Source organism: Streptomyces synnematoformans (assembly GCF_039531005.1).
Lineage (GTDB): Bacteria > Actinomycetota > Actinomycetes > Streptomycetales > Streptomycetaceae > Streptomyces > Streptomyces synnematoformans.
Map to the genome: position 1 here is coordinate 26,556 of NZ_BAAAPF010000012.1, position 24,335 is coordinate 50,890.

Annotated in this window: 20 protein-coding genes and 1 pseudogene; 14 read left to right on the top strand and 7 right to left on the bottom strand. The window is 74.5% G+C overall.

What is annotated here, in order from left to right:
• Positions 1 to 125 precede the first annotated feature (125 nt).
• Positions 126 to 491 (top strand): hypothetical protein, encoded by a 366-nt coding sequence (locus ABD317_RS04640; protein ID WP_344288078.1) that lies wholly within the window; start codon positions 126 to 128, stop codon positions 489 to 491.
• A gap of 151 nt (positions 492 to 642) precedes the next feature.
• Complete coding sequence (locus tag ABD317_RS04645) at positions 643 to 2,385, top strand: cholesterol oxidase substrate-binding domain-containing protein (protein WP_344288080.1); 1,743 nt, start codon at positions 643 to 645, stop codon at positions 2,383 to 2,385.
• Between the two features lie 84 nt (positions 2,386 to 2,469).
• Here the strand turns inward: ABD317_RS04645 and ABD317_RS04650 are convergent, their stop codons facing one another.
• Positions 2,470 to 3,279: an IclR family transcriptional regulator gene (locus ABD317_RS04650; RefSeq protein ID WP_344288082.1), complete on the bottom strand. Its 810-nt coding sequence runs from the start codon at positions 3,277 to 3,279 to the stop codon at positions 2,470 to 2,472.
• Between the two features lie 162 nt (positions 3,280 to 3,441).
• On the opposite strand from ABD317_RS04650, the gene ABD317_RS04655 reads away from it, so the two are divergent.
• Together ABD317_RS04655 and ABD317_RS37745 are read left to right on the top strand one after the other, a co-directional pair.
• On the top strand, positions 3,442 to 4,758 hold the full coding sequence (locus ABD317_RS04655; protein WP_344288085.1) for a glucarate dehydratase family protein: 1,317 nt from the start codon (positions 3,442 to 3,444) through the stop codon (positions 4,756 to 4,758).
• 35 nt (positions 4,759 to 4,793) lie between these two features.
• A pseudogene (locus ABD317_RS37745) lies at positions 4,794 to 5,654 on the top strand (2-hydroxyacid dehydrogenase); the annotation flags it as partial.
• Between the two features lie 44 nt (positions 5,655 to 5,698).
• Here the strand turns inward: ABD317_RS37745 and ABD317_RS04665 are convergent.
• From ABD317_RS04665 to ABD317_RS04690, 6 genes are all read right to left on the bottom strand, one after another.
• Positions 5,699 to 6,337 carry a sulfite exporter TauE/SafE family protein gene (locus tag ABD317_RS04665; RefSeq protein WP_344288119.1) on the bottom strand — a complete coding sequence of 213 codons (639 nt, stop codon included), beginning with the start codon at positions 6,335 to 6,337 and terminating at the stop codon, positions 5,699 to 5,701.
• 74 nt (positions 6,338 to 6,411) lie between these two features.
• The gene (locus tag ABD317_RS04670; RefSeq protein WP_344288087.1) at positions 6,412 to 7,473 is read right to left on the bottom strand and encodes an ABC transporter ATP-binding protein; all 1,062 of its coding nucleotides are present in this window, start codon (positions 7,471 to 7,473) and stop codon (positions 6,412 to 6,414) included.
• Positions 7,473 to 8,447: an ABC transporter ATP-binding protein gene (locus ABD317_RS04675; protein ID WP_344288089.1), complete on the bottom strand. Its 975-nt coding sequence runs from the start codon at positions 8,445 to 8,447 to the stop codon at positions 7,473 to 7,475. Before ABD317_RS04675 ends, ABD317_RS04670 begins: the two co-directional genes overlap by 1 nt.
• Positions 8,444 to 9,454 (bottom strand): ABC transporter permease, encoded by a 1,011-nt coding sequence (locus ABD317_RS04680; RefSeq protein WP_344288091.1) that lies wholly within the window; start codon positions 9,452 to 9,454, stop codon positions 8,444 to 8,446. Before ABD317_RS04680 ends, ABD317_RS04675 begins: the two co-directional genes overlap by 4 nt.
• Positions 9,455 to 9,464: 10 nt before the next feature.
• Positions 9,465 to 10,394: an ABC transporter permease gene (locus ABD317_RS04685; protein WP_344288093.1), complete on the bottom strand. Its 930-nt coding sequence runs from the start codon at positions 10,392 to 10,394 to the stop codon at positions 9,465 to 9,467.
• A gap of 68 nt (positions 10,395 to 10,462) precedes the next feature.
• Positions 10,463 to 11,965: an ABC transporter substrate-binding protein gene (locus ABD317_RS04690; protein WP_344288095.1), complete on the bottom strand. Its 1,503-nt coding sequence runs from the start codon at positions 11,963 to 11,965 to the stop codon at positions 10,463 to 10,465.
• 282 nt (positions 11,966 to 12,247) lie between these two features.
• Here ABD317_RS04690 and kdgD point away from each other — a divergent pair, with 282 nt between their 5' ends.
• From kdgD to ABD317_RS04740, 10 genes are all read left to right on the top strand, one after another.
• A complete protein-coding gene (gene kdgD / locus ABD317_RS04695) occupies positions 12,248 to 13,162 on the top strand; it encodes a 5-dehydro-4-deoxyglucarate dehydratase (RefSeq protein WP_344288097.1) in 915 nt (304 codons plus the stop codon).
• A gap of 1 nt (position 13,163) precedes the next feature.
• Positions 13,164 to 14,804: an aldehyde dehydrogenase (NADP(+)) gene (locus ABD317_RS04700; RefSeq protein WP_344288099.1), complete on the top strand. Its 1,641-nt coding sequence runs from the start codon at positions 13,164 to 13,166 to the stop codon at positions 14,802 to 14,804.
• Positions 14,782 to 16,203, top strand: coding sequence for an enolase C-terminal domain-like protein (locus ABD317_RS04705; RefSeq protein ID WP_344288101.1), 1,422 nt, complete (start codon positions 14,782 to 14,784; stop codon positions 16,201 to 16,203). Before ABD317_RS04700 ends, ABD317_RS04705 begins: the two co-directional genes overlap by 23 nt.
• Positions 16,200 to 17,174 carry a 2-hydroxyacid dehydrogenase gene (locus ABD317_RS04710; protein WP_344288103.1) on the top strand — a complete coding sequence of 325 codons (975 nt, stop codon included), beginning with the start codon at positions 16,200 to 16,202 and terminating at the stop codon, positions 17,172 to 17,174. The genes ABD317_RS04705 and ABD317_RS04710 overlap by 4 nt, the downstream gene beginning before the upstream one ends.
• Positions 17,175 to 17,416: 242 nt before the next feature.
• Positions 17,417 to 18,403, top strand: coding sequence for an ABC transporter substrate-binding protein (locus tag ABD317_RS04715; RefSeq protein WP_344288106.1), 987 nt, complete (start codon positions 17,417 to 17,419; stop codon positions 18,401 to 18,403).
• Entirely contained in the window at positions 18,400 to 19,632 is a 1,233-nt protein-coding gene (locus tag ABD317_RS04720; protein WP_344288108.1) for a FecCD family ABC transporter permease, read from the top strand. The genes ABD317_RS04715 and ABD317_RS04720 overlap by 4 nt, the downstream gene beginning before the upstream one ends.
• 41 nt (positions 19,633 to 19,673) lie before the next feature.
• Positions 19,674 to 20,657 (top strand): FecCD family ABC transporter permease, encoded by a 984-nt coding sequence (locus ABD317_RS04725; RefSeq protein ID WP_425582271.1) that lies wholly within the window; start codon positions 19,674 to 19,676, stop codon positions 20,655 to 20,657.
• A gap of 130 nt (positions 20,658 to 20,787) precedes the next feature.
• A complete protein-coding gene (locus ABD317_RS04730) occupies positions 20,788 to 21,648 on the top strand; it encodes an ABC transporter ATP-binding protein (RefSeq protein ID WP_344288121.1) in 861 nt (286 codons plus the stop codon).
• Positions 21,645 to 23,366 (top strand): ABC transporter ATP-binding protein/permease, encoded by a 1,722-nt coding sequence (locus ABD317_RS04735; RefSeq protein WP_344288111.1) that lies wholly within the window; start codon positions 21,645 to 21,647, stop codon positions 23,364 to 23,366. The genes ABD317_RS04730 and ABD317_RS04735 overlap by 4 nt, the downstream gene beginning before the upstream one ends.
• Before the next feature lie 15 nt (positions 23,367 to 23,381).
• A partial coding sequence (locus ABD317_RS04740; RefSeq protein WP_344288113.1) for an ABC transporter transmembrane domain-containing protein occupies positions 23,382 to 24,335 on the top strand: 954 nt, incomplete at its 3' end.

Here is a 24,335-nt window from a genome sequence, read left to right on the forward strand (position 1 = left end):
CTCGCAGGCCCCTGACCGGCTCGCCTTCCGGACCACGGGGCTGGGTCGCCGGCGGCTACGAGCGCCGCTGGGAGTCCACCCTCGCCCACTACCGGCGCACCGTCGACCTCGGCGGCACGTTCACCATGCTGCCGCACGACCTCTGGGGCGCCGACGGCAGCGCCATCCCCCGCTTCCCCGGCGACAACGGCGACTGGACGGAGTACGACGCCTTCCTCGACCGCCTGATCTCGGACGTCCGGGCCGCCGGGATCAATCCGGAGTGGGACGTCTGGAACGAGCCCGACCTCTCGATATTCTGGAACCGGTCCCAGGAGCAGTACCTCCGGATGTGGGACTTCCAGGTCAACGAGTACGCCTGGCCCGAGCAGCAGAACCCGGCAACTCTGCTGGCGGTCGCGGACGGCGCGGCCTCGGTCACCGTCCCGTGGACCGACCACCACGACGCCTACACCGTCACGCTGCTCCCGCCGGAAGCGTCGTCACGCTGACGCGTCGCACTGCCCGCCGCCGTCAGCCGCGCAGTACCGCGGCGCGGCGGCGGGCGGCGGCCGACAACCGGGGCGCCACCACGACCTCGAAAGACCGGCGAAAAGCAGCGGTTCGCCAAAATGGATTCATATGGCCACTAATGTTGTACGCATGGCAAACTCACCGGAGTTACCGTCGCGACGTGGCCTCCTGCGCACCGCTGCCGCCGCCGGAGTCAGCGGGCTCACCGCCCTGCCGCCGGCCGCCGCCCACGCCGCCGCATCGACCAGCGCGCCCCAACTGCCGGGCGGACTGGTTCCGTACCGTTCGCCGTACGTCAACTGGGCCGGGGAGATCACCCATCACGGGCTGTGGGCCTGCGCACCCCGCACCGGCCAGGAGGTCGCCGACCTGGCCAACTGGGCGCACGCCTCCGGTTGGCGGCTGCGCGCCCGCGGCATGTCGCACACCTGGAGTCCGCTCACCATCACCCAGGCCACCGCCTCCGACGCGCGCGTCCTGCTGCTGGACACCACCGGGCACCTGACCCGTATGGAACTCGCCGAGCCGCCCCCCGGTGCCCCCGGCGCGGTGCGGGCCCAGACCGGCGTGCTCCTCGAAGCGCTCATGGGCTTCATGGCCGACCACGGGCTGGGCGTGACCAACACCCCGGCGCCCGGAGAGCTGTCCCTCGGCGGCGCACTCGCCATCGACGCACACGGCGCCAGCGTCCCCGCCGACGGCGAGGCGGCGCGCCCCGGCCACACGTACGGCAGCCTCAGCAACCTCGTCCTCTCCCTCACCGCCGTGGTGTGGGACGCCGGGCAGGGCGCGTACGTGCTGCGTACCTTCCGGCGCGGGCGGGACCCGGAGTGCGAGGCGCTCGCCGCGCACCTGGGCCGCGCCTTCGTCGTCGAGGCCGTGCTGCAGGCCGGCGAGGAGACCCCGCTGCGCTGCGTGAGCCGGGTCGACATCGGCGCCGACGAACTGTTCGCCCCGCCGGGCAGCGCCGCCGCGGCTGGCGGTCGGACCATGGCCGACTTCATGTCCGCCACGGGCCGCGTGGAGGCGATCTGGTTCGCGTTCACCGATCGCCCGTGGCTGAAGGTGTGGAGCCTGAGCCCGGAGCGTCCGATCACCTCGCGGCCGGTCTGGGGACCGTACAACTACCCCTTCAGCGACTCGCTGCCGACGCCGGTCTCCCGGCTCCTCGGGCGGATGGTCGGCGAGGGCGCGTGGTACCTGGCGCCGGAGTTCGGGCTTGCGCAGTTCACGGTGGCGGCGACCGGGCTGACCACCACCGTGGCGAAGGACCTGTGGGGCGCCTCCCACCACCTGACGTTCTACCTGCGCCCCACCACACTGCGCGAGACGGCCAACGGCTACGCGTTCCTCACGAGCCGCGCCGACGTCCAGCGCGTGATCTCCGAGTTCGCCGGCTACTACCGCGAGCGCCTCCACGCGTGGGCCGCCAGGGGACGTTTCCCCGTCAACGGCCAGGTGCAGATCCGCGTCTGCGGCCTGGACCAGCCCCGCGACACGGCGGCCCCGGGCGCGGGCCCGCCGCTCCTGTCGGTCATCCGCCCGCATCCGGACCACCCGGAATGGGACTGCGCGGTATGGGTGGACGTCCTCACCCAGCCCACGACGCCGGGCGCGGCGGAGTTCTACCGCGAACTGGAGCGGTTCTGCCTGCGCACCTTCGACGGCCGGTACGCGGCCACGCGGGTGGAGTGGTCCAAGGGCTGGGCCTACTCGGACACGGCGGCCTGGACGGACGAGGAGGTCATCGGCACGGCCGTCCCGGCCTCGTACGGCACCGGCGAATGGCACCAGGCCACAGGTGTCCTCAACGCCCTGGACCCCCACCGGGTCTTCAGCAACGCCTTCCTGGACCGTCTGCTGGGCCCGTGACGACCGGCCCCCGGCGCAGGGAAGCCGTTCCCGTGCCGCAGACGCCGGTGTCCGCCGGCCGCCGGCTTCCCGGTCGGCTCCCGGCTATCTGATGCCCTTGCGGCGCAGCGTCTGGGCCAGCTCGTTGGCGTGCTGCAGCATCGTCTGGGCGACGTGGTCGACCTCGCGGTCGGACGCACGGGACGCCGGCATCGAGCAGCTGATCGCGTCCGTGGCCGGGATGCGGTAGCCGACCGAGGTCGCGACGCAGCAGAGCCCCGGGGTGTTCTGCTCCCGCTCCAGCGCCCAGCCGCGCGCCTGGCTCGCCTCCAGCTCGGCGTGCAGCGCGGAGCGGGTGGTGACCGTGTGCTCCGTGAGCCGGGCCAGCGGCTCCTCGGGAAGGATCGCGTCCACCTCCTCCGGGGTGCGTTCGGCCAGCAGTGCCTTGCCCAGCGCGGTGGCGTGCGCGGGCAGCTGCCGCCCGACCCGGGATACGAGGCGCTTGGGCTCGGTGACCTCCCTGGTGGCCAGGTAGATGATGTGGGGTGCGTCCAGGCGCGCATAGTGTGCGGTGTAGCCGGTGGCGGCGCGCAGGCTCTCCAGTTGCTGGACGGCGATGGGGAGCGCGGGGTCGTGGTCGAGATAGGCGGTGCCGGCGAGCAGGGCGCGCGGGCCGACGCCGTAGCTCTGCTCGCCGTCCGCGGTCTCGATCCACTTCAGGGATGTCAGGGTGCGCAGCAGTGCGTAGAGGCTGGAGCGCGGATAGCCGGTGCGCTCCTGAAGCTGGCTCAGGCTCAACGCGTCCGCGGACTCGGCCAGCACCTCCATGATCCGGGCCGTGCGCTCGGCCGACTTGACAGGGCCGCGGCCGGACTTCGACTCGGGCAGGCCTGTCGCGGCGTCGTTTTCCACCACTCTGTCACCCCTTGGGAAAGTACGCTCCATCATACGGGACGGGCATCCGATGGCGGGCCGCCCTCCATGGATACACCTTGCATCCGCATACGAAACCGTCAGCGAAGAGATCCCCATACGTAGGCATTGTCTTCATTCGTAGATTCATGACAGGATGCCGCCATGCCCCCTTCTGCTTCAGGTGCCCCGGGCGCCCCTCCTGCGCCCGCCGAGAAGCACCGGATCGCCGACGTACGGGTGACCCCGGTGGCCTTCCGCGACCTCCCCCTCCTCAACACCGTCGGGGTGCACGAGCCCTTCGCCCTGCGCACGGTCGTCGAGGTGGTGACCGACAGCGGGGTCCACGGCCTCGGTGAGTCCTACGGCGACCTCCCCCACCTGCGCCGGCTGGAGGAGGCCGGCCGCCACCTCGTCGGCCTCGACGTCTTCGACGTGAACGGGCTGCTGCGCGCGGTCACCGCGTCGCTCGCCGACGACAGCGGCGAGGGCGGCCACGGCATGGGCGGAATGGTGATGACCTCCGCCGCCGCAGACCGCGTGGTCTCCCCCTTCGAGGTGGCCGCGCTCGACCTCCAGGGCAAGATCGTCGGGCGGCCGGTGAGCGACCTGCTCGGGGGTGCCGTCCGCGACCGGGTGGCGTACAGCGCGTACCTCTTCTACAAGTGGGCCGGCCACCCCGGTCAGGACGAGGACGAGTGGGGCGCCGCGCTCGACCCCGACGGACTCGTCCGCCAGGCCCGCCGCGTCGTCGACGCCTACGGATTCACCGCGATCAAACTCAAGGGCGGCGTGTTCGCCCCCGACGAGGAGGTCGAGGCGATACGTGCGCTGCGCGCCGCCTTCCCCCGCCATCCGCTGCGCCTGGACCCGAACACCGCCTGGACGGTGGCCACCTCCATCGAGGTCGGCCGAGCGCTCGACGGCGTGCTGGAGTACCTGGAGGACCCCACCCCCGGCATCGGCGGCATGGCCCGGGTGGCCCGCGAGGTGTCCATGCCGCTGGCCACCAACATGTGCGTCGTCGCCTTCGACCACCTGCCGCCGGCCGTGCGCGCGGAGGCCGTCCAGGTCGTGCTCTCCGACCACCACTTCTGGGGCGGCCTGCGCCGCTCCCAGCTGCTCGGCGGCATCTGCCGGACCTTCGGCATGGGCCTGTCCATGCACTCCAACTCGCACCTCGGCATCAGCCTCGCGGCCATGACCCACCTGGCCGCCGCCACCCCCAACCTCGACTACGCCTGCGACACGCACTGGCCGTGGAAGGACCCGGCGGACGACGTGATCGTGCCCGGCGCGCTCACCTTCCGGGACGGCGCCGTCGCCGTGCCCGCCGGCCCCGGCCTGGGCGTCGAGCTGGACCGGGACGCGCTCGCCCGGCTGCACCGGCAGTACGTCGACTGCGGTATCCGGGAGCGCGACGACACCGGCTACATGCGCCGGTTCGAGCCCGCCTTCGACCCCGCGTGCCCGCGGTGGTGAGCGCGCCGCTGCACGTCCTGGTCACCGAGCCCGTGATGGGCCGGTTCCGGGACGTGCTCACCGCGGAGGGCGCCGGGCCCGCGCACCGCTGGACCTTCGCGTACGGCTCGCCCACCGCCTCCGGCAACGATCCGGCGGTGCGCGCCGCGGCGGCGACGGCGGACGTCCTGGTGTGCTCGGCGGCGCCCGCCGGGCTGCTGGCGGGGATGCCGCGGCTCAGGCTGCTGCACGTCACCGGCGCCGGCTACGACAAGATCCCCCTGGCCGCGCTCCGGCCCGGCGTCCAGGTCGCCAACACCTTCCACCACGGCCGCTCGATCGCCGAGCACGTGATGATGGTGTCGATGATGCTCCTGCGCGACGTCGCGCGCGCCGAGCGGGACATGCGGGCCGGCGTCTGGCGCAACGCGATCGTCGACGACGCCTATCCGTTCGGCGGCGTCCTCGCCGGCCGGGTCCTCGGCGTCCTCGGCCTCGGCGAGATCGGCACCGCGGTGGCCCGTACCGCCGCCGCGCTCGGGATGCGGGTGCGCACGGTACGGCGCGACCCGGCCGCGCCGCTGCCCGCCGGGGTGGACGTCGACTGGGTCGGCGGCCGGGACCGGCTGCACGAGCTGCTCGGCGGCAGCGACGTCGTCGTGGTCACGGTGCCCCTGAGCGAGGAGACCCGCGGGCTGGTGGACGCGGCGGCGCTGGCCGCGATGAAGCCGTCCGCCGTCCTCGTCAACGTGGCCCGCGGGCCGGTGGTGGACGAGGAGGCGCTGCACGCCGCCCTGTCCGAACGGGCCATCGCCGGCGCCGCGGTCGACGTGTGGTGGCGCAACCCGCGCGAGCCCGGTGCACCGCCGCCGTCGCACCTGGACTTCACCGGGTTCGACAACGTCGTGCTCACCCCGCACCAGTCGGGCCACACCGAGGAGACGTTCCGCGGCCGGGCCCCTCAGATCAGCTGCCGGCCGATCAGCAGCACGGCCCCCAGCGCCGACATCGCGATGGCTGACCAGCGCAGCCGCCGCTTGTCCAGGAGCCGGTTGACGTGGCGTGACAGCGCATACCCCAGCACCGGCCCGGGCGTCAGCAGGGCGGCCGCCACCAGCGTGTCGGTGCCGATGGAGCCGGTGAGCGCGAGCATCCCCACCGACAGCACGGAGCCGATGAGGAAGAAGCCGCTCATCGTGCCGCGCAGCATCGGACCGTCCTTGCCCTGCCACACCAGCGCCATCGGCGGTCCGCCGATCGACGTCGCCGTGCCCAGCAGCCCGGACGCGGAGCCGGCCAGCACGAGGTTCTGCCGGCGCGGGCGCGGCGCCCAGCCGAGCGAGGCGAGGGCGACGCCGACCAGCACCACGCCCGCGAGCAGCAGCGCGAGGCCGCGGGCCGGCAGCGTCGCCACCAGCAGCGCCCCGGCCACGGTGCCGGGCACCCGGCCCACGAGCGCCCAGCCGGTGCCGCGCAGGTCGATGTGCTCCCGCTCGGCCATGACCACCAGCAGGGTGACCATGGCCGCCATGATGATGAGCGTGCCCGGGATGAGCGCGGGGTCGACCAGCGCCACCACCGGCGCGGCGAACATCCCCATGCCGAAGCCGATGGACGCCTGCAGGCAGGACGCGAGCACCACCGCGGCCGCGATCACGAGGTAGCCGGTGAGCGTCACCGCGCTCCCCGGCCCGCCGGTACCGGCTCGGCCTCCTTCCCCATCGGGTGGAAGCACGCGGCGGTGTGCCCGCCGTCCTCCGGGTCGGGGGCCGGCTCCGGCGACGCGGCCGCGCACTCGTCGGTCGCCTTCCAGCACCGGGTGCGGAAACGGCAGCCGGACGGCGGCGAGAGCGGGGACGGAAGCTCGCCCTCCAGGATGATCTGCCGGCCGCGCCCGGCTTCGTCGAGCGAGGGGGCGGCGGACATCAGCGCGGCGCTGTACGGGTGCAGGGCGCGGCCGAAGACGGCCTCGGTGCCGCCCTGTTCCACGATCCCGCCGAGGTACATCACCATGACCCGGTCCGCGACGTGCCGCACCACCGACAGGTCGTGGGAGATGAAGACGTAGGAGACGCCGAGCTGCCGCTGCAGGTCGTTCAGGAGGTTGAGCACCTGGGCCTGTACGGACAGGTCGAGCGCGGAGACGGGCTCGTCGCAGACGATCACGTCCGGGTCGAGCGCGAGCGCGCGGGCGATCCCGATCCGCTGCCGCTGGCCGCCGGAGAACTCCTGCGGGTAGCGGTGCTCGTCGCCGGCGCGCAGCCCGACGAGGCCGAGCAGTTCGCGCACCCGGGCGCCGCGCTCCTTGGCGGAGGGGAACAGGTCCTTGTGGGTGCGCCACGGCTCGCTCACAATGTCGCCCGCCGTCATCCGGGCGTTGAGGGAGGCGAACGGGTCCTGGAAGACCATCTGCACCCGGCGCCGCCACTGGAGCAGCCGGGCTCCCCTGAGCGTGAACGGGTCCACGCCGTCGAAGCGGACCGTGCCGCTGTCGGGCCGCTCCAGCATGAGCAGCGTGCGGGCCAGGGTGGACTTGCCGCAGCCCGACTCTCCGACGAGGCCGAGGGTCTCGCCGCGGCGCAGGTCGAAGGAGATGCCGCCCAGCGCGCGCAGCTGCCGCGTCCGGCCGCCGCTGCGGACGGGGAACGTCTTGGTCAGGTCGCGGACCTGGAGCAGGGGCTCGCCGGACGGGTCGGCCGTGCCGGCTGTGCCGGCCGTGTCGGCTGTGTGGGTCATCACTTCACCTCGGCAGAGAAATGGCAGGCGGCCGTGCGCCCGGGCGCGACCTCGGCGGGCTCCGGCCGGCGGGTCCGGCACAGGTCCCGCACCAGCGGGCAGCGGTCCTGGTAGACGCAGCCGGCCGGGATGGAGTGCAGGTCCGGCGGGGCGCCGCCGATGGACTTCAGGTGCTCGCCGCGGGCGGCGTGCACCGGCACCGAATCCAGCAGGCCCCTGGTGTACGGGTGCCGGGGCCGGTCGAAGACCTCCCGTACGGGCCCGGACTCGACCACGTTGCCCGCGTACATCACCGCGACCTCGTCCGCCTGTTCCGCGACGAGCGCCAGGTCGTGGGTGATGAGCACGACGCTCATGTCCCGCTCGGTGCGCAGCTCCCGCAGCAGCTGCATGATCTGCGCCTGCACGGTGACGTCGAGCGCGGTGGTCGGCTCGTCGGCGAGGAGCACGGACGGCGAGAGCGCGACGGCGACGGCGATCAGGAGCCGCTGGCGCATGCCGCCGGAGAACTGGTGCGGGTAGGTGTCGACGCGCGTCTCCGGCTCGGGGATGCCGACCCTGGCCATCAGGTCGACGGCCTCCCGGCGGGCCTGCTTGCGGGAGAGCCCGCGGTGGATCCGGAACGGCTCGGCGAGCTGGGTGCCCACCGTGTAGACGGGGTTGAGCGCGGTCAGCGCGTCCTGGAAGACGATCGCCAGCTCGGGACCCGCCATCGCGCGGCGGGTCTGCTCGTCGGCCGCGACCAGGTCGGTGCCGTCCAGCAGGACCCGGCCCCCGGCGACCTCGGCGGTGGGGTCCAGCAGCGAGACGACGGCCTGGGCGGTCATCGACTTCCCGCAGCCGGATTCGCCGAGCAGCGCGAGCGTCCGGCCGCGCCGGGCGCTGAAGCTCACCTTGTCGACGGCGCGTACGGTGCCGTGCGGGGTGCGGATGTCGACGCTCAGGCCGTCGACCTCAAGGACGGTGCCGGTCACGACTGTGCCTCCTGGGGTGCCGGTGCGTTGCGGGCGCGGCGGGCCCGGCGCGGCAGCGTCAGCCGCCAGCGCTGGGCGGGGTCGGTGGCCAGCCGCGCCCAGGCGGCCAGCACGGTCGCCGACACCGTCGTGACGATGATGGCCAGCCCCGGGAAGAACGTCAGCCACCACGCGGTCTGCAGATAGCTGCGCCCCTGGGAGACCATCAGGCCCCAGCTGACGTCGGGCGGCTGGATGCCGATGCCGAGGAAGCTCAGCGAGGACTCCGCGAGCATGACGTAGCAGAACTCCAGGGTGGCCAGGGTCAGCAGGGTCGGCAGCACGATGGGGAACACGTGCCGCCGGATGATGGCACCGCTGGAGGTGCCGAAGGTCCTGGCCGCGTCGACGAAGAGGCGGCTCTGCAGTTCGGTGGACTCCGCCCGGGCGGTGCGCAGGTAGACCGGGATGCGGGTGATCGCCAGCACCACGACGAGGTTGGCCACGCTGGGCGAGAAGACGTACAGCACGACGACCGCCATCAGCAGCGACGGGAAGCTCATGATGATGTCGGCGACGCGCATCGCGAGCGTCTCCCGCAGGCCGCGGTGGTAGCCGGCCCACATGCCGACCAGCGCGCCGATCGCCAGCGCGAGCGCCACCGCGGGGACCGCCACGCTGAAGGTGGTGCGGGCGGCGACGACGAGCCGCGCCAGCACGCTCTGGCCGAGCGGGTCGGTGCCCAGGATGCCGAGCCACCCGTCGTCGAAGGAGAACGGGGGCTGGTTGGTGTTGTCGAGATCCTGCTCGGTGGCGGCGGACCCGACCAGCAGCGGGCCGAACACGGCGGTGAGCACGACCAGCGACAGCACCGCCGCCGCGGCGGTCGCGACCCGGTCGCGCAGGAGCATGCGCCACAGGCTGACCCGGCTGTCGCGGGCCGGGGCAGCGGGCTCGGCGCCCGCGGCGGGAGCGTCGGGGCCGGTGCCGGGACGGCCGTCCGCGGCCTTGTCGGACAGGGAACTCACGGTGTCCTCCTCAGACCGTCGCCGTCTCGCGGACGCGCGCGTCGAGCAGCGCGTAGCAGACGTCGATGACGATGTTCAGCACGAAGATGGTCATCGCGGTGAGCAGCACCGCGGCCTGCAGCACCGCGAAGTCCCGGCCGGTGATCGAGTCGATCATCAGCTTCCCGATGCCCGGCCAGCCGAAGATCGTCTCGACGACCACCGCTCCGTTGACGAGCGAGACGGTGAGGTCGCCGGCGACGGTCAGCGCGGGCGCCGCGGCGTTGCGCAGGGCGTGGTGGCTGACCACCCGAACGCTGCCGGCGCCCTTGCTGCGGGCCAGCCGCACGTACGGCGCGGACAGCGCGGAGACCATGGCGCCGCGCACGACCTGGGTGAGGACGCCCAGCGGGCGGATCGCCAGGGTGGCGACCGGCAGCACCCAGGACAGCATGCCGTCGCTGACGCCCGAGGTGGGCAGCGCCCCGAGGCCGACGGCGAAGATCCACACGCCGGTGATCGCGAACCAGAAGTCCGGCACGCTGGCGGCGGTCATGGACAGGAACGAGGCGATGCGGTCGGCCAGGGAGTTGGGGCGGAAGGCCGCCCAGCTGCCGATGACCACGGCGCCGGCCGCGGCGATCAGCATGGTGGCGCCGGCGAGCTGGAGGGTGGCGGGAAAGGCCCGCAGCGCCATCGTCGCCGCCGACTCGCCGGTGCGCAGCGACTCGCCGAAGTCGAGCTGGAACACGCCGCCGAAGTAGTCGGCGATCTGCTGCCATATCGAGTCGTCGAAGCCGTTGCGCTCGGTGAAGGCCGCGCGCTGGGCGGGGGTGGCGGATTCGGGCAGGTACAAGGATGCGGGATCACCGGTGAGCCTCGCGAGCACGAAGACACCGAGCAGCACGGCGACCAGCGGCAGGACGCTGCTCAGCATGCGGCGGCGGACGAAATGGAACATCGCTGTCCCCAGGTGGGAGTCGGTCGCCCGCGGCCGGCGCCGGGCGTGGCACCGGCCGCAGGGCACGGTCAGTCGGCGGGGGTGAACTCGGCGAGCCGCATCTCGTCACCGGTTGCGGAGTTCGGTCGGTAGCGCACGTCCGGGGCGAGGGCGATGACCCCGTACATGTGGGCGACGTAGGCGTACTGGGAGATCTCGTCCGGCTCGTCGGCGAAGACCTCGGCGAGCGCGTCCTGGCGCTCGGCTCCGGTCTGGGCCTCGGCGGCCCTGATCTTCCGGTCGAACGCGGCGGTGCCTCCGGAGCTCTGGTAGCCCTTGCTGAGCAGGTACTGATCCATGCTGAAGGCGGCGTCACCGGCTTGGTTGCCGTGCTGGATCAGCATCAGGTAGGGGCCCGCGTCCTCGGGAAAGGGGCGTTCCTGGAACTCGGTGCTGCCCGCGGTGTCCTTCATCTCGATGTCGATGTCGAGGCCGAGGTCGTTCAGCTGGTTCTGGATGACCTGCACGGTCTCGTCGACCTTCGGGAACAGCGCGGTCCGGCTGATCAACCGGATCGACCGGTCCACGTCGACCCCGTCGGCCTCCGCCTCGGCCAGCAGCCTCCTGGCCTTCGCGAGGTCGGTCGGCCAGGGCTGCAGGCTCTCGTTGTATCCGACGACTCCCCGGGGCACGAGCTGGGCGGCGGCCTTTGCCTTCCCCTGGAACAGCGAGCCGACGATGCCCTCGCGGTCGATCGCGTAGTTGATCGCCTGGCGCACCCGCCTGTCGTCCAGCGGCGGCTCGGTGACCTGCATCCGCAGGGCGGTGGTCTCGTTGTTGGGGTACTGCTCGGCGGCGTCGCCGGCGCCGTCCTCGGGGCTGAGCGAGGTGGCCACGTCGACCTCGTCGTTGGCGATCATGGCGGCACGGACGCTGCCCTCGGTGCGCCACTGGTAGTCCACGCTGCCGTAGGCCGGAGCCCGGCCCCAGTACCGCTTGTTGGTGGCCAGGGTGAGCCGCAGGCCCGGCTCCCAGTTGGCGATCCGGTAGGGGCCGGTGCCGACCGGCTCGCGGACCTTCTTCTCGGCGTCGGTGGACGTGGGCACCATCTCGATGAAGGAGAGCCGCAGCGGAAGGATGGGATCCGCCTTCGGGGTGGCCACGGTGAGCGTGTGCGCGTCCGGCGCCGCCACCTTCAGGTCCGTGTCTCCGAAGACGTACCCTTCCACGTTGCAGCCCAGCTCGGAGTTGACGGCCCGGTCGATGGAGTAGGCGGCGTCCTCGGCGTCGAAGCGCGAGCCGTCGCTGAACGTCACCCCCTTGCGGATCCGGTACGTCCACTCCGTGCTGGAGGTGCGTTTCCAGGAGGTCGCGAGCTTCGGCTCCAGCTCGCCGGTGCCGGGGTGGCGTTCGGTCAGCGGCTCGGTGATGTTGGACCGCACCACCACCCCCGTCGAGGTCAGGGAAGCCTCGCACGGCTCCAGCGTGGGCGGCTCCTCCGGCAGCACGACGCGTAGCGCGTCGCCGTCCGCGGTCACCGAGTCGCTGTTGGCCACGGTGCAGGCACTGGCCGCCAGCGCCGTGGAGAGCACCAGCGATACGGCCGCACGCCGACGGCGTCCACCGGCACGGGCCGGGCGGGGGTCGGAAACAGGGGACATGGGATTCCTCCACCGCGGCATCCGCATCTGCGTCCACAAATGTAGATGCCGTCTCGATCAGTGAACGCACGGTAGAGGGGCACCCGGAGAAGCGTCAAGGGAATGCGCAGCCTCTGCACGAGGATTGCATATGTAGACGATGTTTTCATGTCTGTGCCTGATCTGTTAGCTTGACGATCTGCTGCGCTCACCATCCGATCCTGGAGAACCCCCATGGCCCGCTTCTCGCCTGACGACCTACGCCGCGTCCTGGGCTCCGGCCTCCTGTCCTTCCCGGTCACCCACACCACCGCGGACTACGCCTTCGACGAGCCGGCCTACCGCGCCCACCTGCAGCGGCTCACCGGCTACGACGTGGCGGGCCTCTTCGCCCCCGGCGGCACCGGCGAGTTCTTCTCCCTCACCCACACCGAGGTGGAGGCGGTGCTGCGGGCCACGGTCGCCGAGGCCGCGGACGGCCTGCCCGTCGTCGGCGCCGCCGGCTACGGCACGGCGACCGCCACCGCGATGGCCCGGCAGGCCGAGGAGAACGGTGCCGACGGGATCCTGCTGCTGCCGCCGTACCTGACCGAGGTCGGACAGGAGGGCCTCCACGCCCACGTCGCGCGGGTGTGCGCGGCCACCTCCCTCGGCGTGGTCGTCTACCACCGCGCCAACGCCCGCTTCACCGCCGGGACCGTCGCCCGCCTGGTGGCGGAGTTCCCGAACTTCGTCGGGTTCAAGGACGGCGTCTGCGACATCGACCTGATGGCCAGGCTGCACGCCGAGCACGGCGACCGCCTCGTCCTCATCGGCGGCCTCCCCACCGCCGAGACCTACGCCCTGCCGTACCTCGAACTCGGCGCCACCACATACTCCTCGGCTATCTTCAACTTCGCCCCCCGGTGGGCCGCCGACTTCTACGCGGCGGTACGCGCCCACGACAAGGACCAGGTCTACGCCCGGCTGCGCGAGTTCGTCCTGCCGTACCTGACGATCCGCGACCGCGCCCCCGGCTACGCCGTCTCCATCGTCAAGGCCGGGCTCACCGCCGCCGGCCACCCGGCGGGCCCGGTGCGCCCCCCGCTGACCGATCTCACCGGGGACGAGCACGCGGAACTCGCCGAACTCGTGAAGAAGGTGGTCTGACATGACGCACGACGACACTGGAGGCGACCCCGGAGGCAGCGGAGGCACCGGAGGCGGCGGCGCGCTGTCCGGCGCCATGGTGATCGGCGCCGAGCGCGTGCACGGGACCCACGGCACCGTGCACGGCGTCGACCCCCGCACCGGGGAGCGCCTCTCCCCCGCGTTCGGCCTCGGCGGCGCGGCGGAGGCCGCCCGGGCCGCCGCCCTCGCCGCCGACGCCTTCCCCGCGTTCCGGGCCACCGCGCCGAACGCCCGGGCCGCCTTCCTGGAGGACATCGCCGCCGGGATCGAGGCGATCTCCGCCGACCTGGTCGAGCGGGTCGTCCGCGAGACCAGCATCGTGCGCGCCCGGGTGCGGGGCGAACTCGCCCGCACCACCGGCCAGCTCCGGCTCTTCGCCGACCTGGTCCGGGCGGGGCACTGGGCCGGCGCCCGCATCGACCCGGCGCTCCCCGACCGCACGCCGCTGCCCCGACCCGACATCCGCCAGCGCCGGGTCCCGCTCGGCCCGGTGGCGGTCTTCGGGGCGTCCAACTTCCCGCTCGCCTTCTCCGTCGCCGGCGGTGACACCGCCTCCGCCCTCGCCGCCGGCTGCCCCGTCGTCGTGAAGGCCCACAGCGCCCACCCCGGCACCTCGGAGCTGGTCGGTACCGCGATCCAGCGGGCGGTGGCCCGGCACGGCCTGCCCGAGGGCGTGTTCTCGATGGTCTTCGGCGCCGGCAGCGACGTCGGCGTCGCCCTGGTCACCGACCCGCACATACGCGCCGTCGGCTTCACCGGCTCCCGCGCCGGCGGCACCGCGCTGATGCGCGCCGCCGCGGCCCGCCCCGTGCCCATCCCCGTCTACGCGGAGATGTCGAGCATCAACCCCGTCGTGCTGCTCCCCGGCGCGCTGCGCGACGGTGCCGCGGAACTCGGCCGGCAGTTCGCCGAGTCCCTCACCACCGGGGCCGGCCAGCTGTGCACCTGTCCCGGCCTCGTCTTCGGCGTCGCCGGTGCCGACCTCGACGCCTTCACCGACTCGGCCGCCACCGCGATCGCCGCCGGCCAGACCCTGCCGATGCTCGGAGACGGCATCCACACCGCGTACACCGAGGGCGTCGCCCGCCTCGGCGGCCTCGACCACGTGACGCAGGTGGCCGCGGGTCCCGTCGGCGACGACATCGCGGCGCCGGGACGGGCCCGCCTCTTCACCACGACCGGCGACGCCTTCGCGGCCGAGCCGGCCATGCAGCAGGAGGTCTTCGGCGCCGCGTCCCTGGTGGTGCGCCTGGAGCACGCCGGGCAGCTCGGCGCCGTACTCGGTGCCCTCGAAGGCCAGCTCACCGCGACCGTGCACGCCGCCGCCGACGACGGCGAACTCGCCGCGCCGCTGCTGGAGCTGCTTGAGGACAAGGTGGGGCGGATCGTCTTCAACGGCTGGCCCACCGGCGTCGACGTAGGCCACGCGATGGTGCACGGCGGCCCGTACCCCGCCACCTCCGACGGCCGCAGCACCTCGGTCGGCACCCTCGCGATCGACCGGTTCCTGCGGCCGGTCGCGTACCAGAACGTCCCCGCCGGGCTGCTGCCCGCGCCGGTGGACGAGACGAACTCCCTCGGACTGTGGAGGCAGGTCGATGGCCGGCTCACCCGGGACTGACGGCTCCGCCGCGCCCGTCGCCTCCGGCACCCCCGTCGTCACGGCGCTGCTGGTGGTTCCGGTGGCGGGCCACGACAGCATGCTGCTGAACCTCAGCGGCGCGCACGGCCCCTACTTCACGCGCAACGTCGTCCTGCTGACCGACTCGGACGGCCGGACCGGTGTCGGTGAGGTGCCGGGCGGCGAGGCGATCCGGCGCACCCTGCAGGACGCTGCCCCGCTGGTCACCGGCCAGTCCCCCGCGCGGCACCGGTCCGTCGTCCGCGCGGTCGGCGCGGAGTTCCGGGACCGCGACCGCGGGGGCCGCGGTGCGCAGACCTACGATCTGCGCACCACCGTGCACGTCCAGGCCGCCCTGGAAGCGGCCCTGCTGGACCTGCACGGCCAGTTCCTCGGCGTCCCCGTCGCCGAGCTCCTCGGCGACGGGCCCCAGCGCACCCGCGTACCGGTCCTCGGCTACCTCTTCTTCGTCGGTGACCGCAACCGCACCGACCTGCCCTACCGCGCCGAGCCGGACGCCGTCGACGCCTGGAGCCGGCGACGGCACGAGGAGGCCCTGACCCCCGAGGCCGTCATCGCCCTCGCCGAGGCGGCCCGGGAGCGCTACGGCTTCACGGACTTCAAGCTCAAAGGCGGCGTGCTGCCCGGCGAACAGGAGGTCGAGACCGTGCGCGCGCTCGCCGCGCGCTTCCCGGACTCCCGGATCACCCTCGACCCCAACGGCTGCTGGCCGCTCGCCGACGCCGTCCGCCACGGCCGCGCCCTGCGCGACGTCATCGCCTATGCCGAGGACCCCTGCGGCGCCGAGGACGGCTACTCCGGCCGGGAGGTGATGGCGGAGTTCCGGCGCGCGACCGGTCTGGCCACCGCCACCAACATGGTCGCCACCGACTGGCGGCAGCTCGGGCACGCGATACGCGCCGGCGCCGTCGACATCCCGCTGGCCGACCCGCACTTCTGGACCCTGGCGGGGTCGGTCCGCGTCGCCCAGCTGTGCGAGGCGTGGGGGCTCACCTGGGGCTCGCACTCCAACAACCACTTCGACATCTCCCTGGCGATGTTCACCCACGCCGCCGCTGCCGCCCCCGGAGACATCACGGCCATCGACACGCACTGGATCTGGCAGGACGGCCAGCGGCTCACCGTCGACCCGCCGGTCATCGAGGACGGGGGGATCGACGTCCCGACCGCGCCGGGCCTCGGCGTCACCGTCGACCACGACCGGCTGGAGGCCGCGCACGAGCTCTATCTCCGCGAGGGCCTCGGCGCCCGCGACGACACCGTCGCCATGCGGTACCTCGTGCCCGGCTGGCGCTTCGACCCCAAGCGCCCGGCGCTCGACCGGGAGCCGGCCGGAGGCGCGGTCCGGGGCGCGGCCGGGGAAGGAGCCGACGCATGACCCGCCCCGGGAGGGCCGCGGCCGGCCGCGTCCTGCGGGTCGGCCCGCTGGGGCCCTCGCTCGCCGAGACCCTGCGCACCTCGTACGACGCCCTGGAGCTGCCGGACGACGGCCCGGAGCGCGCGGCGTTCCTCGCCGCGCACGGCGGGGACGTCGTCGCCGCCGTGACCTCGGGCCGTTTCGGCGTCGGCACCGACCTGATGACCGCGCTGCCCCGCCTCGGCGCCGTCATCAGCTTCGGGGTCGGCTACGACACCACGGACACCGCGCTCGCCCGCCGGCGCGGCGTGCTGGTGAGCAACACCCCCGACGTGCTCACCGACTGCGTGGCCGACACGGCGCTCGGGCTCACCCTCGACCTGCTCCGCGGGTTCTCCGCGGCCGACCGCTTCGTACGCGCGGGGCGGTGGCCGCGCGACGGCGGCTTCCCGCTGATGCGCCGGGTCAGCGGTGCCCGGGTGGGCGTCCTGGGCCTCGGCCGCATCGGCCGCGCCATCGCCGCCCGGTTCGCCGCGCTGGGCTGCCCCGTCAGCTACCACAGCCGAAGGAGGGTGCCCGGCACCGCCTACGCGTACGCCGGCTCCCCCGAGGCGCTGGCCGCCGCGGTGGACGTGCTGATCGTCGCCACGTCCGGCGGCGCCGGCACCCGCGGCCTGGTCAGCCGCGACGTACTGCGCGCGCTCGGCCCCGGCGGCTACGTGGTCAACGTCTCCCGCGGCAGCGTCATCGACGAGGACGCGCTGGTCGAGATGGTCACGACGGGCGCTCTCGGCGGCGCCGGCCTGGACGTCTTCGCCGCCGAACCGCACGTCCCCGAGGCCCTCTTCGCGCTGGACAACGTCGTGCTCCTCCCCCACGTCGGCAGCGCCACGGTCCAGACCCGCGCGGAGATGGAGCGCCTGACCCTGGAGAACCTCGCCGGCTTCCTCGACCGCGGCGCGCTCGTCACGCCCGTGCCGGAGACGGCCTGAGCCGTCCTCGGCACGTTCGGCGCCGGGACCGGCCCGGGCGCGTCGCCGTCCCGGCCGGGGCCGTTGCCCCGCCCGGCCCGATCACCCCCCCGACATCGGCCCTTGCAGGGCGGTCACAAGGCTCCTCCGGGGGGGGGCAGTGGTCGAGTAAATTGAAAACGATTATCATGACTGCTCGATGGGGGTGGTCACGCGACACCCTCGCTGGCCAGCTTCCCGCCGACGAAAGAGAACCACCGCCCATGCCGCGCTCCCGCAGATCCGCCCTGTTCCGTACCGCCGCCCTGACGCTCGCCGGCGCCCTGCTCGCCGCCGGCTGTGGCGAAGCCACGTCGTCCGGCAAGGGCTCCGGGGACGGCACCGGCAGCCCGGCGGCCGAACTGCCGCCGGTCGAGCCCGTCGACGAGGCGGACCGCATCACCGACGCACGCGGCGTGCACGTGGCTCCCGAGCGCCCCCCGAAGCGGATCGTCTGCCTGGTCGCGCTCTGCGACGACATGCTGACCGAGCTGGGCATGGTGCCCACCGCGACCAACTCCCAGGTCCTCGCCCACCCGGACTTCCTGGGCAAGGAGCAGGCGGACGAGGTCCCCGTCATACCCGGTGGGTTCATCGCCCCGGAGGTCGAGGCGATCCTGTCCCACAAACCCGACCTGGTGATCGGCCTGGAGGACACCCACGGCAAGCTCGCTCCCGCGCTGAAGGGCGCGACCGCGTTCTGGCCGGTCCAGCCGAACGACTGGCGGGACAGCGTGGCCTACCTGCGGGACCTGGCCGCGCTCACCGGCCGCGGCGAGCAGGCGGTGGCGGCGGAGAAGCGGTTCCGCGGCAAGCTGGAGCGCGCACAGCGGAACAGGAGCGGCAAGACGGCGCTCGTCATCTTCGGAAGCGACGAGAACTTCGGCGTGGCGGCCCCGGGCAGGGACATCGCGGCGGGGCTGTTCCCCGGGATCAGCGACTACCCGTGGCGGGACCGGGGCGTCGAGGGCACGTACAGCATGGAGGAGATCCTCGCCAACGACGTGGACGTGCTGTTCGTCGAGACCCTCTCCTTCGGCGCGGTGGACCAGAAGCTCTCCGAGAAGCTGGCCGGCAACCCGCTGTGGTCGCAGATCCCGGCCGTGCAGAACGGCAAGGTGATCGAGGTCGACCCGGAGGTGTGGGCGAAGGGCCGCGGCACCCGCTCACTCGGCATCGTTCTGGACGAGGCCACGGCCGCTCTGCGATGAGGGCCGCCCTCCGGAGGTCCTCTCCCTGGGCGGTCGCCGCGGCCCTCCTCCTGGCGGCCGCGTGGTGCGCGCTGAGCCTCGGTACCCCGGCCGTGCCGCCGGCCCGGCTGCCGGGCGCACTCCTCGGCGACGGTGCCGGTGGGGACGGGGTGGCCCGCTTCGAAGCGCTCGTCGTCCAGCAGATCCGGCTGCCCCGGCTGCTGCTGGCGCTCACGGCCGGCGCCTGCCTGGGCGCGGCCGGTCTGGTACTGCAGGAGGCCCTGCGCAACCCGCTGGCCGTACCGGAGATGCTGGGGGTCTCCTCCGGCGCCGCGGTCGGCGTGGCCGCGCCGCTCGTCCTCGCCCTCACCCTGCCGGGCTGGCTGCACCCGCTGCTGGCCGTGGCCGGCGCGGTCGCCGGCGGGGTGCTGACGCTGCTCGCCGCCGGCTTCGGTCGCAGCCCCGCCGCGGTGCTGCTCACCGGCGCCGCCGTCAACGCCGCGCTGCAGAGCGGGCTGCTGGTGCTGATGGTCATGGCCGACCACCTCGACCTGCAGCTCATCTACCGCTACCTGCTGGGCAGTTTCTCCGGCCTGACCTGGCAGTCCTGGGCGGGCGTGTGGCCCTGGCTGGTGGCGGCGGTGCCGCTGCTCGTGCTGTGTGCGCCGGTGCTCGCGGTGCTGCGGCTGGGCGACGAGGACGCCGGCGCCCTGGGCGTACGGGTGCGGCGGGCCCGGCTGGCCGCGCTGGCCGTGGCCGTGCTGCTGATCGCCCCCGTGGTCGCGGTGTGCGGTCCGGTGGCGTGGATCGGCTTCCTCGCCCCGCACCTGGCCCGGCGGCTGCGGCCGGGGGCCGACGTGGTGCGGCTGCTGCCGTGGACCGCGGCCTGGGGCGCCGTGCTCACCGTCTGGGCCGACCAGGCCGCCCGGTTGGTGCTGATGCCGGTTGAGACGCCAGTCGGGGCCTGGACCGCGCTGGTCGGCGTGCCCGCCGGGGTGGCCCTGCTGCGGACCGGCCGGCGCCGGGGCCGCCGGGACCGCCGGCGAGAGGACGGGCCGTGGCGTACGAGGGGGAAGCGGCGCGGTTCCGCCGACGCGGGGGACGGCCCCGCCGACGCGGGCGGCACCGCGGTGGACAGCAGTCCGGCCGGTCCCGGGCGCTTCCCGGCGCCGGCGCCAGCGCCGGTTGCGGCGTCGCACACCGACGCGGCGGGCGGCCGCGGCCTGGCCGACGGGGGCGGCGCCGGGTGAGTACGCAGACCGTACGCAGGCCGCGACTGGTGCTGGGCTGCCTGACGGCAGCCGTGCTGCTGGCCGCAGTCACCGGGTTGCTGGCGGGGGGCGCGGTCGCGCCGGGCGAGGTGTGGCCCGCGCTCACGGGCGGCGCCGTCGACCCGACGACGCGTCACATCGTCTGGCAGCTCCGCGTGCCGCGCGTCCTGGTGGCGCTGGTCGCGGGCGCCTGCCTGGGGCTCGCGGGGCTGGTGCTCCAGGCCGCCCTGCGCAACCCGCTGGCCGGGCCCGAGGTCACCGGTGTGACCCCGGGGGCGGTGCTCGGCGCCGTCGCGGCGACCGCCGCAGGTCTGGCCGGCTGGGCGTCGCCCACCGCCGTCGTGGTCGCCGCCGTCGCCGGCGGCTGCGCCGGGGCGGGCCTGCTGTGGCTCCTCGCCGGGCGGGACCGCTCCGACCCGGCGGCGGTGGCGGTGCACGGCGTGCTGGTCTCCGCCGTGCTGGGCGGGCTGACGGCCATGGTGCTGCTCGTCGCGCCGGGCGAGTTGGGCAGCGTCGTGCAGTGGCTGGTCGGCACCACCGAGGCCCGCACGTGGGACCACTGGGCGCTGCTGTGGCCCTGGGCGCTGGCGTGGGGGGCGGCCGCCTGGCTGACGGCGGGTCCGCTGATGCTGCTGCGCTGCGGCGAGGACGTGGCGCGGGCCGCGGGTCTCGCCTCGTCCCGGGCCCGGGGTTTCGCGCTGGCCTGCGCGGTGGGGCTGACCGCGGGTGCGGTCGCGGCCGTCGGCGCGCTGGGCTTCGTCGGGCTGCTGGTGCCGCACGTGGCGCTCGCGCTGCTCGGCGCGGACCTGCGCCTCGCGCTGCCCGGCGCCGCGCTGGCCGGTGCGGTCGCCGTGTGCGGCGCGGACGCCGTCGCCCAACTCTCCTCCCGCGCCGCCGTGTCGTGGGGTGCCGGACATCTGAGCATCCCCGTCGGCGCGGTGACCACGGCGGTCGGCGCGGTGGTCCTGCTGGCCGTCGCCCGCCGCCACACCACCGAACTGTGAGCCGTACGAACCGGGCTCCCGCCCGCGTACCCACGAGGAGCACGACGTGACCGAGCCCGCGACCGCCGCATCGAAGGCGCCCGGCCTCGCCCCCGACGAGCCGGGCCCCGGTGCCGGCGACCCGCCCGCCCTGGCGGTCGACCGGGTCGGCTTCGGCTACCCGGGGCGGCGTGTTCTCGACGAGGTGAGCCTGTCCGTGCGCGCCGGGGAGCTGATCGCCCTCGTCGGTCTCAACGGCTGCGGCAAGAGCACGCTGCTGCGCCTCACCGCGGGCATGCTGCGACCCGACGCCGGCCGGATCCGGGTGGCGGGGGCGGACGTCTCCGGGCTGCCCCGCCGGGCGGCGGCGCGGCGGGTGGCGCTGCTGCACCAGACGGCGCCCGCCGTACCGGGGATGACCGTACGCCAGCTGGTGCGACAGGGCCGCTACGCCACCCGGGGCCCGCTCGGCATGCTGCGCGACGGCGACGACGCGGTGAGCCGCCGCGCCATGGCCGACGTCGGCGTCGCCGACTGGGCCGACCGGCACGTCGACGAGCTGTCCGGCGGCGAGCGCCAGCGCGTACGCCTGGCCCTCGCGCTGGCACAGGACGCCCCGCTGCTGCTGCTCGACGAGCCCACCACGTACCTGGACCTGCGCCACCAGCTGGAGGTGCTGCAGCTCGTGGTCCGGCTGCGCACCGAGCGCCGCATGACGGTGCTGATGGTCCTGCACGACCTGGGTCTGGCGGCTCGGTTCGCCGAGCGGCTGGTGGCACTGCGGGACGGGCGGGTGGCCGCGGACGGCCCGCCGGCGGACGTGGTCACTCCGGACCTGCTGCGGGACGTCTTCGGCGTCGACGGGCGGGTGGGCCGTGATCCGGTACGCGGCTGGCCGGTGTGCTATCCCGACACGCCGACCGCCCTGGCGCCCGCCCCGGCGCCCCGTCCGCCCGCACCGGCCGGACGTCCCGCCGACGTCCCGAACTCCGCGGGGGGCGAGGCCCGATGATGGTGCACCCCGAGCTGCTGCGCGCGGCACGCACGGCCCGCGGCCCGCTGCTGGGCGCCACCGCGCTGCTCGCTGCCGTCACCGCCGCCCACGTCGCGCAGGCCGCGCTGCTGGCAGTGGCGCTCTCCGACATCGCCCGGGGCGCGGACGGCCGGCTGCACGCCCTGCTCGGCGCGGTCGTCGCGGGCGTCGCCCTGCGCGCGCTGCTGACCTGGCGGCAGCGGATCGCCGCGGCAGGCGCCGGGGCCCTCATCCGCCTGCGGCTCCGGGATGAGCTGGTCGGGCAGCTCGGCCGCCTCGGCGCCGCCCACCGCGTCGCGGCGCGGGCCGGTGCGCTGCGCGCCACGGTCGTCGACGGCGTCGAGGGCGTCAACACGTACCTCTCCCGCTACCTGCCCCAGTTGGCCGTCGTGGGCCTGGCCACGCCCGCGCTGCTGATCTGGGTGGCCGTGCTGAACCCGGTGGCGGCCGCGGTCCTCGCCGCCGCCGTCGCCCTCGCCCTGCTCGCCCCGCGGCTGTGGGACCGGGCGCTCGCGGGCCGCGGCAAGGAGCACTGGGACACGTACGAGCACCTGGCCGCCGACTACCTTGAGGCGCTGCAGCACATGCCGGTGCTGCGCGCCGCCGGGGCCGTGGGCCGCAAGCGCGCCGCGCTGGAGGAGCGTTCCGCGCAGATGCACCGGGCCACGGTTGCCAAGCTTCGCGTCTCCCTGGTGGACACGGCCCTGACCGACCTGGCCATCCAGGCGGGCACGCTCGTCTCCGTCCTCCTGGCCTGCGTCTCCGCCGCCACCGGCAACGCCACCGGAGCCGAGACGTACCTGCTGCTGATGCTCGCCTCCGAGTGCTTCCGGCCGCTGCGCGACCTGTCGCGCGAGTGGCACGCCGGCTACCTCGGCGTCTCCGCCGCCGACGGCATCGCCGCCCTGCGCACCGCCCGGCCCGCCGTCCCCGACACCGGCACGCTGCGCCGGGGCTGGACCACGGCGCCGGCCCTGACCTTCGCCGACGTGACGTTCACGTACCCCGGCGCCGCCCGGCCCGCCCTGGCCGGCGTCACGTTCACCTGCGCGGCCGGGCGCACCACCGCTCTCGTCGGCCCGTCGGGGGCGGGCAAATCGACGCTGCTCGCGCTCCTGCAGCGCCATCACGACCCCGACGCCGGCGCCGTCCGGCTCGACGGCACCGACATCCGCGACCTCGCACTGGACGCGCTGCGCCGCGGAATAGCCGTCGTCGCCCAGGACACCTACCTCTTCCACGCCTCCGTCACCGACAACCTGCGACTGGCCCGCCCGGACGCGAGCGAGGAGGAGTTGGCCGCGGCGTGCCTCGATGCCGGGATCCACGACGAGATCGCGGCGCTGCCCGCCGGTTACGCCACCGTACTCGGCGAGCGCGGGGCGACTCTCTCCGGCGGCCAGCGCCAACGGCTGGCCCTCGCCCGCGCGCTGCTCTCCGACGCGCCGGTACTGATCCTGGACGAGGCCACCAGCGCCGTCGACGAGGCCCGCGAGACCCGTATCACCCAGGCGCTGCGGCGGCTCACGCACGGCCGCACCTGCCTGATCGTCGCCCACCGCCTGGCCGCCGTACGGCATGCCGACCACATCGTCGTCCTCGACCGCGGCCGGCTCGACGCGGTCGGCGACCACCGCAGCCTCACCGACGACGGCGGCACGTACGCCGCGCTCGCCGCCGCAGACCTGCAGCCCTGACGGGCGGGAGGAAGCATGGACCAGCAATCGGCGACGCCCGCCCCGCCGGAGGGCCCGCCGCGGCGAGCGCTGCGGCGCCTGCTGCCCGCCCTGCGCCCGCACCGGGCCATGGCGGCGCGCACCGCCGCCGCCTGCCTGACCGACCAGGCCTCCCTCGTCGTCCTCGGCACCTGGCTCGCCCACGCCACCGGGCAGGCCGTCATCGACGGCACCGCCCCGGACGGCGCCACCGTCGGCGCCCTCGCCGGACTGGTGCTGCTGCGCGCGGTCGCCACCTGGCGGCAGCTGGACCTCTCCCACGACCTGGCCTACCGCGTCCTGGCCCGCCTGCGCGTCAGCGTCTACGACGGTCTCGCCCGCAGCGCCCCCGCCCGGATCGCCAGGCGCCGCAGCGGGGACCTGGCCGCGACCGCCATGAACGACATCGAGGCGCTGGAGTTCTTCTACGCCCACACCATCGCCCAGCTCCTCGCCTCCGCCCTCGTCTTCGCCGCCGGTGCGGCCGTCCTCGGCCTGCTCGACCCCTGGCTGCTGGCCGCCGCCCTGGCCGCCGCGGCCGCGCTGGTGGCCCACGCGCTGCTCGGGACCGGCGGCCGTACGGCCCGCGGCGAGGTCACCAGGGCCGCGACCGCCCGGCTGTCCGCCGACGCGGTGGACACCGTCGACGGCATCCGCGAACTCCTCGCCCACGGCGCCCTCGACCGCCGCCGCGCCCAGCTCGCCGCCGCCGGCCGCCGGCTCACCGCTGCGCAGCGTGCCGAGGCACGGCACGAGGGCGCCTTCGCCGCCGTCCAGGACGTGCTGGTCGTCCTCGCCCTCGTCGGCGTCGTCGCCGCCGGTGCCGCCACCACCGGCGGCCGGCTCCACGGCGCCTGGACGCCGGCCGCCCTGGCCCTCGCCCTGTCCGTACTCGCCCCTGTGGCCGCCGGTGCCGACGCGCTGCGCCAGGCCGGCACCCTGCGCGCCGCG